General features: G+C 41.7%; 15 protein-coding genes. 12 read left to right on the plus strand and 3 right to left on the minus strand.

All coding sequences use genetic code 11. The annotated features are described in order from the left end of the window. The first annotated feature begins 139 nt into the window (after positions 1–139). The 8 genes from NQ541_RS02395 (at position 140) to NQ541_RS02430 (ending at position 8,519) form a co-directional block, all read left to right on the plus strand. Positions 140–421 carry a recombinase family protein gene (locus tag NQ541_RS02395; protein ID WP_005612155.1) on the plus strand — a complete coding sequence of 94 codons (282 nt, stop codon included), beginning with the start codon at positions 140–142 and terminating at the stop codon, positions 419–421. A gap of 4 nt (positions 422–425) precedes the next feature. Further along, complete coding sequence (locus NQ541_RS02400; protein ID WP_005612157.1) at positions 426–1,214, plus strand: Fic family protein; 789 nt, start codon at positions 426–428, stop codon at positions 1,212–1,214. A 6-nt stretch (positions 1,215–1,220) separates the two neighbouring features. Beyond that, complete coding sequence (locus tag NQ541_RS02405; RefSeq protein ID WP_005612160.1) at positions 1,221–1,451, plus strand: PIN domain-containing protein; 231 nt, start codon at positions 1,221–1,223, stop codon at positions 1,449–1,451. Between the two features lie 485 nt (positions 1,452–1,936). Further along, a complete protein-coding gene (locus tag NQ541_RS02410) occupies positions 1,937–3,364 on the plus strand; it encodes an ISLre2 family transposase (RefSeq protein WP_167528451.1) in 1,428 nt (475 codons plus the stop codon). Between the two features lie 549 nt (positions 3,365–3,913). Next, on the plus strand, positions 3,914–5,662 hold the full coding sequence (locus tag NQ541_RS02415; protein ID WP_005612165.1) for an IS1634 family transposase: 1,749 nt from the start codon (positions 3,914–3,916) through the stop codon (positions 5,660–5,662). A 609-nt stretch (positions 5,663–6,271) separates the two neighbouring features. Then, the gene (locus NQ541_RS02420) at positions 6,272–7,054 is read left to right on the plus strand and encodes a hypothetical protein (protein ID WP_005612166.1); all 783 of its coding nucleotides are present in this window, start codon (positions 6,272–6,274) and stop codon (positions 7,052–7,054) included. 99 nt (positions 7,055–7,153) lie between these two features. Then, positions 7,154–8,413 (plus strand): thioester domain-containing protein, encoded by a 1,260-nt coding sequence (locus NQ541_RS02425; protein WP_005612168.1) that lies wholly within the window; start codon positions 7,154–7,156, stop codon positions 8,411–8,413. Next, positions 8,382–8,519, plus strand: coding sequence for a hypothetical protein (locus NQ541_RS02430; RefSeq protein WP_005612172.1), 138 nt, complete (start codon positions 8,382–8,384; stop codon positions 8,517–8,519). Before NQ541_RS02425 ends, NQ541_RS02430 begins: the two co-directional genes overlap by 32 nt. Before the next feature lie 159 nt (positions 8,520–8,678). On the opposite strand, the gene NQ541_RS02435 is transcribed toward NQ541_RS02430, so the two are convergent. The 3 genes from NQ541_RS02435 to panD all read right to left on the minus strand — a co-directional run bounded on the left by NQ541_RS02435 (position 8,679) and on the right by panD (position 10,999). Next, positions 8,679–9,671, minus strand: a complete 993-nt coding sequence (locus tag NQ541_RS02435) for a bile acid:sodium symporter family protein (protein ID WP_005612174.1) — start codon at positions 9,669–9,671, stop codon at positions 8,679–8,681. Continuing rightward, positions 9,668–10,513, minus strand: coding sequence for a pantoate--beta-alanine ligase (gene panC, locus NQ541_RS02440; RefSeq protein WP_005612178.1), 846 nt, complete (start codon positions 10,511–10,513; stop codon positions 9,668–9,670). The genes NQ541_RS02435 and panC overlap by 4 nt, the downstream gene beginning before the upstream one ends. A 90-nt stretch (positions 10,514–10,603) precedes the next feature. Further along, positions 10,604–10,999: an aspartate 1-decarboxylase gene (gene panD, locus NQ541_RS02445; protein ID WP_005612182.1), complete on the minus strand. Its 396-nt coding sequence runs from the start codon at positions 10,997–10,999 to the stop codon at positions 10,604–10,606. Between the two features lie 344 nt (positions 11,000–11,343). Between panD and NQ541_RS02450 the strand changes: the two genes are divergently transcribed. The 4 genes from NQ541_RS02450 (at position 11,344) to NQ541_RS02465 (ending at position 15,327) form a co-directional block, all read left to right on the plus strand. Then, positions 11,344–11,529, plus strand: coding sequence for a hypothetical protein (locus NQ541_RS02450; RefSeq protein WP_005612185.1), 186 nt, complete (start codon positions 11,344–11,346; stop codon positions 11,527–11,529). Further along, the gene (gene recO, locus NQ541_RS02455) at positions 11,471–12,211 is read left to right on the plus strand and encodes a DNA repair protein RecO (RefSeq protein ID WP_226968682.1); all 741 of its coding nucleotides are present in this window, start codon (positions 11,471–11,473) and stop codon (positions 12,209–12,211) included. Before NQ541_RS02450 ends, recO begins: the two co-directional genes overlap by 59 nt. A 110-nt stretch (positions 12,212–12,321) precedes the next feature. Then, positions 12,322–13,722 (plus strand): glycine--tRNA ligase, encoded by a 1,401-nt coding sequence (locus NQ541_RS02460; protein ID WP_044940975.1) that lies wholly within the window; start codon positions 12,322–12,324, stop codon positions 13,720–13,722. Between the two features lie 207 nt (positions 13,723–13,929). Beyond that, entirely contained in the window at positions 13,930–15,327 is a 1,398-nt protein-coding gene (locus NQ541_RS02465) for an aminopeptidase (RefSeq protein WP_023921989.1), read from the plus strand. Positions 15,328–15,345: the final 18 nt, after the last annotated feature.

A 15,345-nucleotide genomic window follows, 5' to 3' on the forward strand; every position in this document is an offset into this window, starting at 1 on the left:
ACTGCACCGTAGGGCATACGGGAACAGTATAATCTAGCTTGTGGACACTGTGTAAGACATTGAGATACCGAATGGTATCAGACAATGCAGTAGTGGTTGAAGCAAGAATCCCCCTGCTTTAGCTGTGGGGAGTGTCAAGATGGATATGATTAATAATCTGCTATTGGAAGTATTTGCAGCTTGTGCCGAGTTTGAGATGGAGAAACGTGAGAAGAGGCAGAGGGAAGGATACGAAGCCCTGAAAGCAAGAGGAGAATGGGATAAACTGGGAAGACCAGTCAAAATGACTCAGGAAGAATTTCTGAATAAGTGGGATCAGAAGGGAAAGAATGTAACGGATAAGGAATTTGCAGAAAGTCTTAATATATCAAAAGGAACGCTGCAGAGCTATAAAAAGAAATATTTGAAAGGGAAAAAATGAATATATGGCATTAATTGATAATGAAAAATTATATGAAAATATAGAAAAAAAATTAGAACTGATAAAAGCTGCAAAAGAACAGCCAGTAATTATGAAGCCATTTATTAAGGATTTTGCTTATCGCTTTTGCTGGTCCAGTAATGCTTTGGAAGGAAACACGCTGTCTCTTGATGAAACAATCTGTTTGATTGATTATGATGAAGTAAGATCGGGTCATACATACACGGAATATCAGGAAGCGAAAAATTTGTATAAAGCAATTAAAAAGGAAATGCTTCCATTGCAAAAAAGAGAGATTACAGAAGCTTGGATCAAAGAAGCAAATGGGGAAATTATAGAAACGGATGGAAACTATAGAACAGGATCGGTATATATAGGGAATTTAGTAGAAGCTGTTTACTATTCACCAAATGCAGATAACGTTCCAGAATTGATGGATACGTTTTTGAAAAGTGCTAATTTTGAAGGAACTTCAGTAAAAGAAAGTTTAGAAAAGATAGCATTGACTCATATTCAATTTGAACGGATTCATCCTTTCAAAGATGGGAATGGAAGGGTTGGACGTATGATTTTGAATCAGCAGTTGATTAATAATGGGTTACTCCCTGTTACATTTAGTGCTAAAGGAAAATATAGGCAGGCATTCCGGATTTATGATAGAAATAAAGATACATCCAGTATTGTGCATATTATAGGAAAAGCTCAGGAAGAAGCTATTAGCAGAATTACACAGTTGGATATTTCCCTAAAAAAGAGCTTAGATATTAATAAGGGAGAACAATTTGAGTGGTGAACACTCTTGACATTTAAAAAATCTGACTTATTACTGGCCAACATTGAGATTCTGGATTTTGACAGTTTGGCTGCGGAAAGTTATGGAAAGATCCGGGCTGATTTAGAAAAAGCAGGAACACCAATCGGTCCATTGGACATGATGATTGCCGGTCATGCACAGTCATTAGGATATACGGTTGTTACAAATAATACAAAAGAATTTGATCGGGTAAAATCATTGAAAGTTGAAAATTAGGCAAATTAGTTGGAAGGGATGATTCTTCGGAATCGTCCCTTTTTTCACATGGTATCAAAATTAATTTTGATACCATGTGAAAAGGAGATCAGAACAAAAATTTTCTTTCAAAGGGAAATCTTCCTTTTTCGTGTACCATTCCCACCCTTTTCCGATCCATTCCGAATCTCCTTTTCCCTGCCCGTCTCAGGGAGAAAAAAGAGGAAAGTCCGCAGGCTTTTCTGAATTAAAGAAACCGCTCTAACCCGCTTTAGCAAAGCGGGGATTTTTTTCTTTAAAACAGTTCTTTTATACTACCGTTCCTGTTATGCAAATATGAAAATTTCCGTTATTAAAAATGTGAGGAGGCTGTAAAAAAACTCCCCTTAAACTTAGAGTATAATTATCATTGGCAAAAATAAAGGGAAGAGATCGAAACCTCTTCCCAATCATACAGATTTATCTTATTGTTTAATTGACGAGAAAAAACATAAGGAGTCTGTATGATGAATTCAATGATAAAGGAAAATGGTGTAACATTCAAGGAGTTAGAGAAAAATATTTATGCATGGGTCTGCCAGATCGGAAGAGAGTTCACAAAAGAATTCCTGGAACGGTATGACCGGATGCTGATGGAGGACAGGGACAAGAAGAAGTACCGGAATAAAGGTGCCAGACAGACAACCGTAAAAACCGTGTATGGTGAAGTGACTTATCAGAGAATGGTCTATGAGGTAATAGAGGAAGATGGCACCAAACGTTTTGTGTATCTTTTGGATGAAACACTGGAACTGGACCATGTGGGGCTGATTTCAACAAACATGGCAGAATTGCTGGTAAAAGGGATCACGGAGCTGTCTTACAGGGAATGTGCCACGAAAGTCAGCGAGATGACAGGACAGACCATCAGTGCAATGGGAGTATGGAACGTCATCCAGGCGTTAGGGGAAAAGGTCTACAATGAAGAAGCAACGCTGACAGAAGAATATAAGAAAGGTCATGTAAAAGGGGAAAAAGAAGTTCCTGTCCTGTTTGAAGAAGCAGATGGAGTTTATATCAAACTGCAGGGCAAAGACAGAAAAAAGGAAAAGCAGGATAAGGCAGAGATCAAGATAGGGATCGCTTATGATGGCTGGAGAAAAACCGGTCCGGAGCGTTATGCCCTGGAAAATAAAGTAGTAGTTGCTGGTTTTTCAAAAGCAAAAGAATTCCAGGAATACCGGGAGGCAGTGATCGCACAGGAGTTCAATCTGGATGAAGTAAGCCAGAGGATCTTAAATGCAGAGGGGGCATCGTGGATTAAGAAAGTAAAAGATAAGAGTACGTGCTTCCAGTTAGACCCGTTCCATCGGAACAAAGCGGTAAAAGAAAAGATCCATGAAAGGACAGCGCGGGAAGCTGTTTTAGAACTTCTGAGGGAAGAAGAGATCGAAGAAGTATTCCGGTATCTGGAGATTTACCGGAACAGTCTGAGTGACGATGATGAGATTCAGGACGTGGAAGAACTGATCCGGTATTACGAGAATAACCGGGAAGGGCTCCTGCCATACCAGTCGCAGGGACTTGACCTGCCGGAACCACCAGAAGGGCTGGAATACCGGAACATGGGAACAATGGAGAACCATGTGTGGAGTGTAATTGCAAAGCGGATGAAACACGGGCACAGGAGTTGGAGCCGGAGGGGTGGGAATCATCTGGCAAAAATTCTGGCGAAGAAATGCAGTGGGAAACTGTATGAAGTAACGGAACGTCTGAGAAGCCCAGTATTTGAAGAAGAAAAAGTAGAAGAATTATATGGAGAGATCCTGATGTCGGCGAAAGCACCGAAGAAAGAAGAAAAAGGATACGAATATCCGGTGATGGGTCATGTGGTCGGACTGGACGGAAAGATACAGGGGGAGAGAAAGCGATTGCTACACATGGCTGGATATTAGAAATTAGTGTAGAAACAGGACTATTTCAACAAAAAGATAAATCAAAAAGAAAGTTGCCAACGATTACTTGACAGTAACATACATAACAGTAAAGAAAAAAATATCTTGAAATATATGACAATCTAAGATACACTGATACCGAAGGACAGAAGAGTATACTTTTTTGTCCTTCTTTTTTCTATCATACTTGAGCTATATTTTCAAGTATTTCTTTAAAAGTTATCATTTTTCAGTAAAAAACATTGAAAATATTTAATTTTTTTCAGGGAACAAAAAAGTATACTTTTTTATCCCTTTTTCATCCTGTGCCGTAAACCCGGCACAGAAAATGTTACTCCCACGTTTTTCACATTACATTGAAAAATGATGGTTGCGAACATTTTTCTTCTATATCCGGAGCAGCCAAACGCGGGAGTTTGACAGTTGAATATTAGAAAAATACCTTGCAGGCCTTATAAAACCTGCTTTTTTTATGTCAAATTTTCCGTTTTTATATGTACTTGTTTGTAATAGTGTGTTATAATAAAAGAAAAGGAGTTTTTTCTAATCATGTATATTGCACTTACAGGTAGTGAAAACAATAAAGATGTGTATATTTATCATTCTTTTCGCAAGGAAAATGGTAAGTCCTCATCTCGTATTTATAAAAAACTTGGAAAATATAACACACTTTTAGAACAATTCGATGGTGACAGAGATAAGATGATGGCATGGGCAAGAGAGCAGGCTGATAAAGAAACAAAGCTCTATAAAGAAGCTACTGGAAAGATTTCTGTAGAGTTTTCAAAAGCTGCTTGCATTCCGATGAATGAACGCCGTTCTTTCAATGTTGGGTATCTCTTTTTACAAGAACTTTGTACACAACTTCGTATAGATAAGATTTGTAGAACAATCAAAGAACGCCACAAATATAAATATAATCTACAAGCAATCCTGACTGATTTAGTTTATGCACGAATCCTATCGCCTTCTAGCAAGCTGGCTAGCTATGACTATTGTCAAACACTGTTAGAGCCACCTAAATACAGTCTGCAGGATGTTTACCGCTCTCTTTCTGTGATTGCAGAAGAATCGGATTTTATTCAAAGTGAACTTTACAAGAATTCTAATTTCCTTTATCCAAGAAATAATCGTATCCTCTATTACGATTGCACAAACTACTATTTCGAAATTGAAGAGGAAAGCGATTCTAAGCGTTATGGTAAAAGTAAGGAAAACCGTCCGAATCCAATTGTAACTATGGGATTATTTATGGATGCTGATGGTATTCCTCTTGCTTTTGATGTTTATCCAGGAAATCAAAATGAACAGACAACTTTAAAGCCTTTAGAATCAAAAATTCTCCAGGACTTTAACTGCAGTGAATTCATCTATTGTTCTGATTCCGGACTTGGAAGTGCTGCGAACAGAAGATTTAACAGTCTTGGAAACCGGGCATACATCATCACTCATTCTCTTAAAAAGATGAAGAAAGAAGATCGTGAGATTGCTCTGAACCCTACGCAGTTTCGTAAAGTCGGTAGCACAAAATTCATAGATCTGCGTACACTTGATGAAACTGATGAAGAAGTTTATAACACTGTTTATTACAAAGAAGTTCCCGTGGTTACAGGAAACATGGATGAAACTCTGATTGTTACTTATTCTCCAAAATATAAAGCATACCAAAGAAGAATTCGTGACCGCCAAATCGAACATGCTGAAAAGATCATCAACACACCTGGGCGTAAACGAAAAGGAAAAAATCAGAATGATCCAATGCGTTTTGTAAAGAAGACTTCTGTGACGCCAGATGGGGAAATCGCTAATAAACAAGTATACAATATCGATGAAGAACAGATTCAAAAAGAAGAAATGTATGATGGTTTTTATGCTGTTATTACAAATCTGGAAGGTGATGTCTCTGAAATCATACGGATTAACAAACAGCGTTGGGAAATAGAAGAAAACTTTAGAATTATGAAAACCGAATTTGAAGCTAGACCAGTCTATGTACGAAGAGAGGAGCGAATAAAAGCTCATTTCATGACTTGCTATATCAGTCTTCTTCTTTATCGGTTATTAGAAAAGAAACTTGGAGATGCTTATACGGTCAGTCAGATACTTGGGACATTACGTTCTATGCAAATGACACTACTAAATACAGCAAGTGGTTATATTCCTTCCTACACAAGAACAGAATTAACGGATTCTCTGCACAAAACATTCGGCTTTAGAACGGATTATGAATTCATTACAAAAGCCTCCATGCGAACAATCATTAAAGAAACGAAACAGATTAAATCAAAAAAATCATAATATAGCACATATCGTTACGAAATAAAAAACGGCTACAGAGCCCATGTTTACTGGGTTTGTAGCCATTTTTATCTTTCCAACTGTCAAAGATGGGATCATACTTGAGCTATATTTTCAAGTATTTCTTTAAAAGTTATCATTTTTCAGCAAAAAACATTGAAAATATTTAATTTTTTTCCTGGAACAAAAAAGTATACTTTTTTATCCCTTTTTCATCCTGTGCCGTAACCACGGCACAGAAAATGTTACTCCCACATTTTTCACATTACATTGAAAAATGATGGTTGCGAACATTTTTCTTTTGTATCCGGAGCAGCCAAACGGCTGCTCTATTAATTTCCAACCATCGATTCAAAACTGAATAGAGAATTGGAGACTTCATAATGGTATCACAATTAATTATGATACCAAAATAGGTGCTATTTATAGCACCCTTGGATCTCAACGCAGTTGCAGGTACTGCGATAGAAAAACTGTAGCAGATTGTAAAGGAGCAGGATTGCATTTTACAATGTGTGGTCTTTGAGAAAATGTAAGCTTGCTTTTTGCCAGAAATTTACTATACTCTAATTAACGGGACTCATACTTTAAAAAAGAGGGGGAAAGACTATGAAATGGTTCAAGGAACATAAGAAGGTAGCAACCATCGGATTGGCAGGGATTTTTCTTCTTGTCCTGGTCCTGATCGGCTGTGGGGTCGCATTCAGCGGTTCAAGAAATGGATCAGATCAGAAGGAACAGGAAGCATCTGTAACAGATGAAAAAAAAGACACTGTAACAGAGGAAAAAAGTTCTGATACAGAAGTAAAAAAAGAGGATGCTGCGAAAGAGGATGTCTCTGAAGAAAAAACGGAGACCAAAGAAGAGGCAAAAAAAGAAGAAAAGACAGAAAAAAAGGATGATACCAAGAAAACCGGTACTGCATCCGCTACGGCTACAACCAAAAAAGATGAAGCGAAAGCTTCCTCCAGTAAGTCATCCAGCAGTTCCAGCACGAAGAAGACAGAGACAAAAGCAAATAACTCCAGTTCTTCCAATAGCAGCAAGCCGCAGCATACGCATACCTGGGTAGCCCAGACGAAAAATGTCTACCATGAAGCAACCGGACACTACGAAAATAAGTGGGTGGAAGATTCCGCAGCTTGGGATGAAGATGTTTATGCAACAAAGGTGATCTGTAATTGTGGAGCAGTGTTTGATTCAGTTGAGGCATGGCTGCAACATACTGATGAAGGTTGTCATCAAGGATATTATGTGGATGATGTAAAGACTGGAACAGTCCATCACGAAGCCACTGGTCATAATGAACAGAAATGGGTGCAGGATTCCGCAGCATGGACAGAGACTGTTACTACTGGATATAAATGTAGTGGATGTGGAGCGACAAAATAAAAAAGCAGAAAAGAAAATAGAGAAATAAGCTAGGGAAAGACTTTGCAGATGCAGAGTCTTTTTTTCATACCCTAAATACAAAAAAGAAAGGAAAAAGTCATGAAAGTAGGAAAAAGACTAACCGCTTTCTTCCTGGCAGCGATATTGATTCTGACCAGTAATGTGACTGGTTTTGCCGAAGAAACTACGGCAGATCAACAGCCGGAAGAAGCAAAAAGTACCTATCTTCTGACCGTAGATGCAGAAGATAGTACAGTAACCGTAAAAGGTGATCATGTTGAGCAGAAGACTGCATCAACTTATCAGATTGAAGTGCGAAGTGAGGTAGTAGCAAGCGTTGTTCCTGCGGACGGAAAGGAAATAAAGGAAGTCCGTGTCAATGAAGAGCAGATGGATCTTGCAGATGGAACCGTTACCTTTTCTATGCCGGAAAAAGACAGCTTGCTGCAGGTAATCCTGAAAGAAAAAGAGCAGGCTGCCGAAGAAACGGAAGAACCAAAGCAGGAGGTAACGCAGACAGAAGAATGGGAACTTCCGGATGAGAAGGAATACCAACAACGGTTACAGCTTGCAAAGGCATTAGGCATGGAAGACTGGCTGGATGAAGAGGGATGGCTGGATGATGGCTACTTTGCCGGAAAGAGTGATCTGGAATTAACAGAAAGTGGTGTAGTGCCATTGATTCGCAACAGTATTACGAATCCTAAAATGTCAAGAGCCGTAACTCTTTATAACAAAATTACTTACAACAATATTTCCTCTGCAGAGTTTGCGGTAGACGGAAAGCTGGCCTTTTGCTTGGAGTACGCAAAGACAACCCCACCAGCAGGGACGGCAACGGGAACACCAACCGAGATTACAAATTCCGGAGTAAAAGCTGCCATGTATTATGGCTACACTGGACCGGCTGCAGCACAGTATAATTTCAGCAGCACCTCTCAGGCCGTTCTGGTCACGGCCACACTGAGCAGCTACTACTACAGTGGACAGTCTCCGTTTTCAAGTGCAACCAGTGGAAATGCACAGAGTACCGGATTTACAGCTTTTTATAACTTTGTCGAAGCACATAAGGCTTCCGTACCATCTTCCTTTAAAGCCTATGCGGTAAGTACGGGTTCAAATACCCAGCATTTAGGATATTGGACGTACGCACCAACCGGAACCATGTATCTGACCAAGACATCGGCTAATACAGCAATGACGGACAATAATAGCTGCTACAGTCTTGGAAATGCAGTCTATGGGGTATATTCCAACTCGGCCTGTACTACAAAAGTAGGTACGTTGACTACTGGAACGAACGGTGTATCCAATCCGATCTCAGTCAATGAAGGAACGTATTATCGATCCGCAATTTGATCCCGATCGTGAAAAGAAGATATTCAAAATGTATGTGTCGATCCCGGAAGAAGAGGAAGAGCGTCTGACAGCGAAAGAAAAAGTCGGACATCTGCGGTTTGAATGAAACCATTGAGGGCAAAACGCACCGATCAGAATATTGGTGAATGATTCGATGTAAACACCCCTGCTTTGTGGAAAAGACAGAAATTCCACAGAGCAGGGGTGAATTTGGTGAAAAACTCTTTGCAAATACAGCGGGGGTGTGAAAAACCAGGTTCTATATTTATGAAGAAGTTTCGCTTAAGACGCTCCGAGTTTCCGGGGCGTTTTCCTGGTGATATCCGTTACGACGTATACTTGCGAAAACAGATCCGGAAATATTATGCCATACGCTGAAGATTGCTCCCGGGAGCGTTGCAAATGGATTGGCTGCAAAATTGGCAGTGGCAAGTGTGATCGCAAGACCGCTGTTCTGCATCCCGACTTCGATCGCAATGGCAGTAGCTTTTGTATATTCCACACGAAAAAGTCTGGAAGCTCCAAGTCCAAGCCCCATGCCTGCAAGATTGTGAAGCATTACAATTCCGAGAACCGCAAAACCGGATGTCAGGATCTTTTCTGCATTGACAGCTACGATGCCGCTGATGATCATGACGATCGATACAACGGAAATAAGAGGCAGAATGCCGGAAATTTTTTCAATCTGCCTGCCGATGATCCATCGCAGAAAAATGCCCAGGAGTACCGGGATCAGAACGACCTTTACCACCGAAATTACCATACTGAAGAAGGAAACTTCCACCCATGCACCGGCAAGAAGGTATACCAGCAGCGGTGTCATCAGCGGTGCGGCAAGCGTGGAGGCAATGGTCATCCCGACTGAGAGAGCAACATCACCACCGGCAATATAAGTGATGACATTACTTGCAGTTCCACCCGGGCAGCAGCCAACCAGGATCACTCCCAGTGCAAGATCAGCCGGAAGGTGAAATGCCGTTGCGAGAAGCCAGGCAATGACCGGCATAAGTGTATATTGAGCAATAAAACCAAGGATCACTTCTTTCGGTCTGGTAAAGACAACTTTAAAATCTCCCATATGAATAGTCAGCCCCATGCCGAACATGGCAACACCCAAAAATACAGAAGTATAAGTGGTCGTCCACGCAAATCCGTCACGCCAGAAAAAGGCAAGAACGGAAAAGCAGATAATGATCAGTCCGATATATTTTGTGAGCAGGGATGCAATTTTTTCAAGTGTATGTAAGAGTCTGCTCATAATGAAACCTCGTAGCTAAAATTATCGATCAGCCGGGTCTTCCCGATGTAGACAGCCATTGCTACAAGCACATTCCGGTCAACACGCTCTACCGGCTGCATTGTCAGTGCATCTACCATGGAAATATAATCAATCTTTGCCAGTGGTTCTGCTTCAATTACAGCACGCATGGCAGCCAGTACCTGTTCTGCGTCCATGCCTGTCTGAATGATCTGCTGCCCTGTCCTGACTGCTCTTGAGAGGCAGAGTGCGGCAGATCTTTCCTGAGTATTTAAATAAGTATTTCTGGAAGATTTCGCAAGTCCGTCTTCCTCCCGGATGATCGGGCATCCGATGATCTCGATATCAAAATTCAGATCCAGTACCATCTTGCGGATGATCGCAAGCTGCTGGGCATCCTTCTGTCCGAAGTAAGCACGATCCGGTGTCACGATGTTGAAAAGTTTTGACACAACGGTGCATACGCCTTTGAAATGAATGGGCCTTGTCTTTCCACAAAGCGTTTCGGAAAGCAGATCAATGCTGACAAATGCGTGTGGGTCATGGTACATTTCTTCCGGTGACGGACAGAAAATAAGATCTGCACCGATCCGTTCGCAAAGCTGGCTGTCCCGTTCAAAATCTCTCGGATATGCCTCAAGATCTTCATTTGGTCCGAACTGCGTCGGATTTACAAAGTCGGACACAACGACGATATCATTTTCCTCCCGGCATTTCTGGATCAGGCTTGCATGACCTTCGTGCAGAAAGCCCATTGTCGGGACGAGTCCGATAGATTTTCCGTCTTTCTTCCATTTCTTAATCAGTTCTTTCGTTTCATTGATAGTTGTTGTTACCTGCATGTTTTTTCTCCTCTTTTTAAGATTCGGAGATAGGCTCTTTTCTGAAGTCACTGTTGTCTCGGAAAACTATTTGGATGATAGTGGAACTTTTTATGTGTCCATATCTTTGAGAAGCCCGTGGCGTTCGTAGTTCGTCACGCGGCTGATCTGATTCTTTTCATCTACGAATACAACCGCAGGTTTATGTGATGCAGCTTCTTCGGATGAATACTGTCCATATGCCATAATGATGATCTTATCACCTGTGCTGACACAACGTGCAGCAGCACCGTTCAGACAGATCATGCCGCTCCCGCGTTCTCCGCTGATCGTGTATGTTTCAAAACGACTGCCATTATTGACATCGACGATCTGGACTTTTTCATATTCCAGAATACCGGCTGCCTCAAGCAGTTCTTCATCTACCGTGATGCTTCCGACATAATCCAGTTCTGCCTGAATGACAGTTGCCCGGTGGATCTTTCCTTTTAACATTTCAATTGTCATTTTTTATCCTTTCCTTCTGGAAAGACTTCAGTTTCCAATGATGAAAAAATCTTTGATAAAATAGAATGTTAGACTTTTTCGAAGGTTCTGAGTCTTATTTCCTAAAAATATAAGCTCTTGCACTTTTGCAATGATCTCTGGTTTCAGATGAGATTTCAGTGATTCAGTCAGAGTATAGTTCTGTATCGACAGATACTATCTCCGCAGATGATTATAAAAAAGGAAGCGATAAATGTCAATGAGGGATGGGAATGTTTGCCTATTTATGCACACTATGATAAAATGAAGTCAATCCGGGGAACCTAATTCCAGAGAAAGAAGCAGACTTAGGATGAGGTGGCCTGATGGAGAAAATGTACTGGGATCAGTTTCTGCACAGCGGAAAGATCAAGGATTATCTTAGTTATAAAAATTGTATTGCAGACGGTCAGTCTTCAGAATGGGAAGATGACGGCAGAAAGAAGGAACAACGTGAACCAGATCGTATTGACAGGGATGGTGCTTTCGACGACTCCGGTGGGGGAATATGACCGCCGGGTCGTTTTGCTTACAAAAGAACAGGGAAAAGTATCGGCATTTGCCAAAGGCTCGAGAAGACCGAACAGTCCGCTTGTCGGAGTAGTGAACCCGTTTACATTCGGTGAATTTACCATGTATGAGGGAAGAAGTTCTTATACGATCCAGTCGGCAAAGGTGATCAATTATTTTTCGGAACTCCGGGAGGATGTGCTGGGAGCGTATTATGGTTTTTATTTTCTTGAGGTTGCGAATTATTATGCGAGAGAATTTAACGACGAACTCGAGATGCTGAAGCTTTTGTATCAGACGATGCGGGCGTTGACGAATCCGCATATTCCGGATGCCCTGATCCGGTGCATTTATGAACTGAAGATCCTGACGATCAACGGACAGGGACCGCAGGTCTTTCAGTGCGTGAATTGTGGGAATAAGGCAGAAACAGCAGTCTTCAGTGCCGGCAGAGGAGGACTGGTCTGTGAAACATGTGCCGGTGAAGTGCGGGACGGTATCAGACTGGCTTCTTCCACATTATATAGCATGCAATACATAGAAAGCAGTAAAGTAGAACATTTGTATACCTTTAACGTGAAGCCGGAGATTTTGCAGCAGCTTTCAAAAGTGACAGAACGGCTTATGGGACTTTACGTGGATCGGAAGTTTAAGTCGCTGGAAATTCTGGAAACGTTGCTGTAAGAGGTCTTGCAAAATAGTCCGTAAACCGCTACAATAGAAAACATTGATGCGGTGGGCGTTTCAGCGTGTATCAAATGATGGAAAATGAAAAAGAATGCGAGGAACATAAAATGGTTGAAAAGACAATGGACAAGATCGTAGCACTTGCGAAATCGAGAGGATTTGTATATCCGGGTTCAGAGATCTACGGTGGACTTGCGAATACATGGGATTATGGAAATCTCGGTGTAGAGCTTAAGAATAATGTAAAAAAGGCCTGGTGGAAGAAATTCGTTCAGGAGAACGCGTATAATGTGGGTGTAGACTGTGCCATCCTTATGAATCCACAGACATGGATCGCATCCGGACATCTTGGAGGATTCAGTGATCCGCTGATGGACTGTAAGCAGTGTCATGAGCGTTTCCGTGCAGATAAGATCATCGAAGATTTCTGTGCAGAAAAAGGAATTGAGATTGAAGGTTCTGTAGATGCATGGTCTCAGGAAGAGATGAGTTCATTTATTGAAGAACATCAGATTCCATGCCCGACCTGTGGAAAGCATGATTTTACAGATATCCGTCAGTTTAATCTGATGTTCAAGACATTCCAGGGTGTTACAGAAGATGCAAAGAATACAGTTTACCTTCGTCCTGAGACAGCACAGGGGATCTTTGTAAACTTTAAGAATGTACAGCGTACATCCAGAAAGAAACTTCCATTTGGTATCGGTCAGATCGGAAAGTCTTTCCGTAATGAGATCACACCGGGTAACTTTACATTCCGTACCAGAGAGTTTGAGCAGATGGAGCTGGAGTTCTTCTGCAAACCGGATACAGATCTGGAGTGGTTTGACTACTGGAAGAATTTCTGCCTGAACTGGCTGTCATCTCTTGGCCTGAAAGAGGATGAAGTGCGTTATCGTGACCATGATAAGGAAGAGCTTTCTTTCTACAGTAAGGCAACTACAGACGTAGAGTTCCTTTTCCCGTTTGGATGGGGCGAGCTGTGGGGAATTGCAGACCGTACAGATTATGACCTGACGCAGCATCAGAATGTATCAGGACAGGATCTCACATACTTTGATGATGAGACAAAAGAAAAATATATCCCATATGTAATTGAACCATCACTGGGAGCAGACCGTATGGTACTTGCGTTCCTGTGCAGTGCTTATGATGAAGAGAACATCGGAACAGAAGAGAAGCCGGATATGCGTACCGTATTGCATTTCCATCCGGCACTTGCTCCGGTTAAGATCGGTGTCCTTCCACTTTCCAAAAAGCTGAATGAAGGAGCAGAAAAGGTATATACTGAGTTATGTAAGTATTATAACTGCGAGTTCGATGATCGTGGAAATATCGGTAAGCGTTACCGTCGTCAGGATGAGATCGGTACTCCATTCTGCGTAACTTATGACTTTGATTCTGAAGAAGACGGAGCAGTTACAGTACGTGACCGCGATACGATGGAGCAGGAAAGAGTGAAGATCGAAGATCTGAAAGCATATTTTGAAAAGAAATTTGAGTGGTAGAATATTTGCCTTTCTCCGGAACGAAAGTTGTGCAGTCTTTCGGGGAATTATGGAAAGCCGGATCAGATCTCATACGAGAGATGACCGGCTTTTCGGTTAGAAAAAGACTCTTTTAGATGTGAGAAGATTTTGTGAGTATCTGTGGAGAGAGCAGTACCATACAGATCAGATGGAAACAGATCAGAAGAAAATAAGGAGGAGATTTCAATGGAGAGAAAAAATGCATGGAGTCAGTACAGTGCAGAGGAACTGAGCCGTCTTGAGGCAGTAAATGAGGATTATAAGGCCTGCCTGGATGCCGGAAAGACAGAGCGGGAATGTGTACGTCTTACGATTGAAAGAATTGAAAAAGAAGGGTATAAGAACCTGAAAGAGGTCATCCGAAACGGTGAAAAAGTACAGGCAGGAGATAAGGTATACGCAGTATGCATGGACAAGACCATCGCAATGTTCCATATGGGAACAAAGCCACTGGAAGAGGGAATGAATCTTCTCGGAGCCCATATAGATTCCCCACGCATTGATGTAAAGCAGAACCCACTTTATGAAAATGATGAATTTGCTTATCTTGATACACATTATTATGGCGGAATTAAGAAGTATCAGTGGGTTACACTTCCGCTGGCACTGCACGGAGTGATCGCAAAAAAGGATGGAACAGTTGTAAATGTCAGCATTGGAGAAAAGGAAGATGATCCAGTTTTCGTTATTACAGATCTGCTGATCCATCTTGCAGCAAAGCAGATGGAAAAGAAAGCGTCCACAGTTGTTGAAGGAGAAAAGCTGGACCTGCTGATCGGAAGTCGTCCGATCGAACAGGATGAGAGTCTGGAAGAGAAAGAAAAAGAAGCTGTCAAGGCAAATGTAATGAAGCTGCTGAAAGAGTATTATGAGATGGAAGAGGAAGATTTTCTTTCTGCAGAACTGGAGATTGTTCCGGCAGGAAAAGCACGTGATTGTGGTCTGGATCGCAGCATGGTGCTTGCATACGGACAGGATGACCGTGTGTGTGCTTTCACATCTCTTTTTGCAATGCTGGATGTAGAAGCCGTGGAGCATACAGCCTGCTGTATTTTAGTGGATAAAGAAGAGATCGGAAGCGTTGGTGCGACAGGTATGCATTCCCGTTTCTTTGAAAATACAGTTGCAGAGCTGGTGGCACTGACGGAAGGTGAGTCAGAACTGAAAGTCAGAAGAACCCTGATGAATTCCAGAATGCTCTCTTCTGATGTCAGTGCAGCATATGATCCGATGTATGCGGAAGTCTTTGAAAAGCGTAGTGCGGCATTCTTCGGAAAAGGTCTTGTATTTAATAAATTTACAGGATCACGTGGAAAGAGCGGATCGAATGATGCAAATGCAGAGTATCTTGCAAAGATCAGAAATGCAATGGATGCACAGGCGGTGGCATATCAGTTTGCAGAACTTGGAAAAGTAGATGCGGGCGGTGGAGGAACGATCGCCTATATCATGGCAAATTACGGAATGGAAGTCATTGACAGCGGAGTTGCCGTGCTGAGCATGCATGCTCCATGGGAAGTGACGAGCAAAGCCGATGTATATGAGGCATATAAAGGATACAGGGCATTCATTGAAGAAATGTAAAGCAGAATAGTGCCGGAG

The sequence above is a fragment of the [Ruminococcus] lactaris ATCC 29176 genome (assembly GCF_025152405.1).
Lineage (GTDB): Bacteria > Bacillota > Clostridia > Lachnospirales > Lachnospiraceae > Mediterraneibacter > Mediterraneibacter lactaris.

Bases quoted from the DNA above. Each gene is read 5' to 3' on its own strand.
- NQ541_RS02395 (WP_005612155.1), top strand. From the start codon at position 140: ATGGATATGATTAATAATCTGCTATTGGAAGTATTTGCAGCTTGTGCC.
- NQ541_RS02400 (WP_005612157.1), top strand. From the start codon at position 426: ATGGCATTAATTGATAATGAAAAATTATATGAAAATATAGAAAAAAAA.
- NQ541_RS02410 (WP_167528451.1), top strand. From the start codon at position 1,937: ATGAATTCAATGATAAAGGAAAATGGTGTAACATTCAAGGAGTTAGAG.
- NQ541_RS02415 (WP_005612165.1), top strand. From the start codon at position 3,914: ATGTATATTGCACTTACAGGTAGTGAAAACAATAAAGATGTGTATATT.
- NQ541_RS02420 (WP_005612166.1), top strand. From the start codon at position 6,272: ATGAAATGGTTCAAGGAACATAAGAAGGTAGCAACCATCGGATTGGCA.
- NQ541_RS02425 (WP_005612168.1), top strand. From the start codon at position 7,154: ATGAAAGTAGGAAAAAGACTAACCGCTTTCTTCCTGGCAGCGATATTG.
- NQ541_RS02430 (WP_005612172.1), top strand. From the start codon at position 8,382: ATGAAGGAACGTATTATCGATCCGCAATTTGATCCCGATCGTGAAAAG.
- NQ541_RS02435 (WP_005612174.1), bottom strand. From the start codon at position 9,671: ATGAGCAGACTCTTACATACACTTGAAAAAATTGCATCCCTGCTCACA.
- panC (WP_005612178.1), bottom strand. From the start codon at position 10,513: ATGCAGGTAACAACAACTATCAATGAAACGAAAGAACTGATTAAGAAA.
- panD (WP_005612182.1), bottom strand. From the start codon at position 10,999: ATGACAATTGAAATGTTAAAAGGAAAGATCCACCGGGCAACTGTCATT.
- NQ541_RS02450 (WP_005612185.1), top strand. From the start codon at position 11,344: ATGGAGAAAATGTACTGGGATCAGTTTCTGCACAGCGGAAAGATCAAG.
- NQ541_RS02460 (WP_044940975.1), top strand. From the start codon at position 12,322: ATGGTTGAAAAGACAATGGACAAGATCGTAGCACTTGCGAAATCGAGA.
- NQ541_RS02465 (WP_023921989.1), top strand. From the start codon at position 13,930: ATGGAGAGAAAAAATGCATGGAGTCAGTACAGTGCAGAGGAACTGAGC.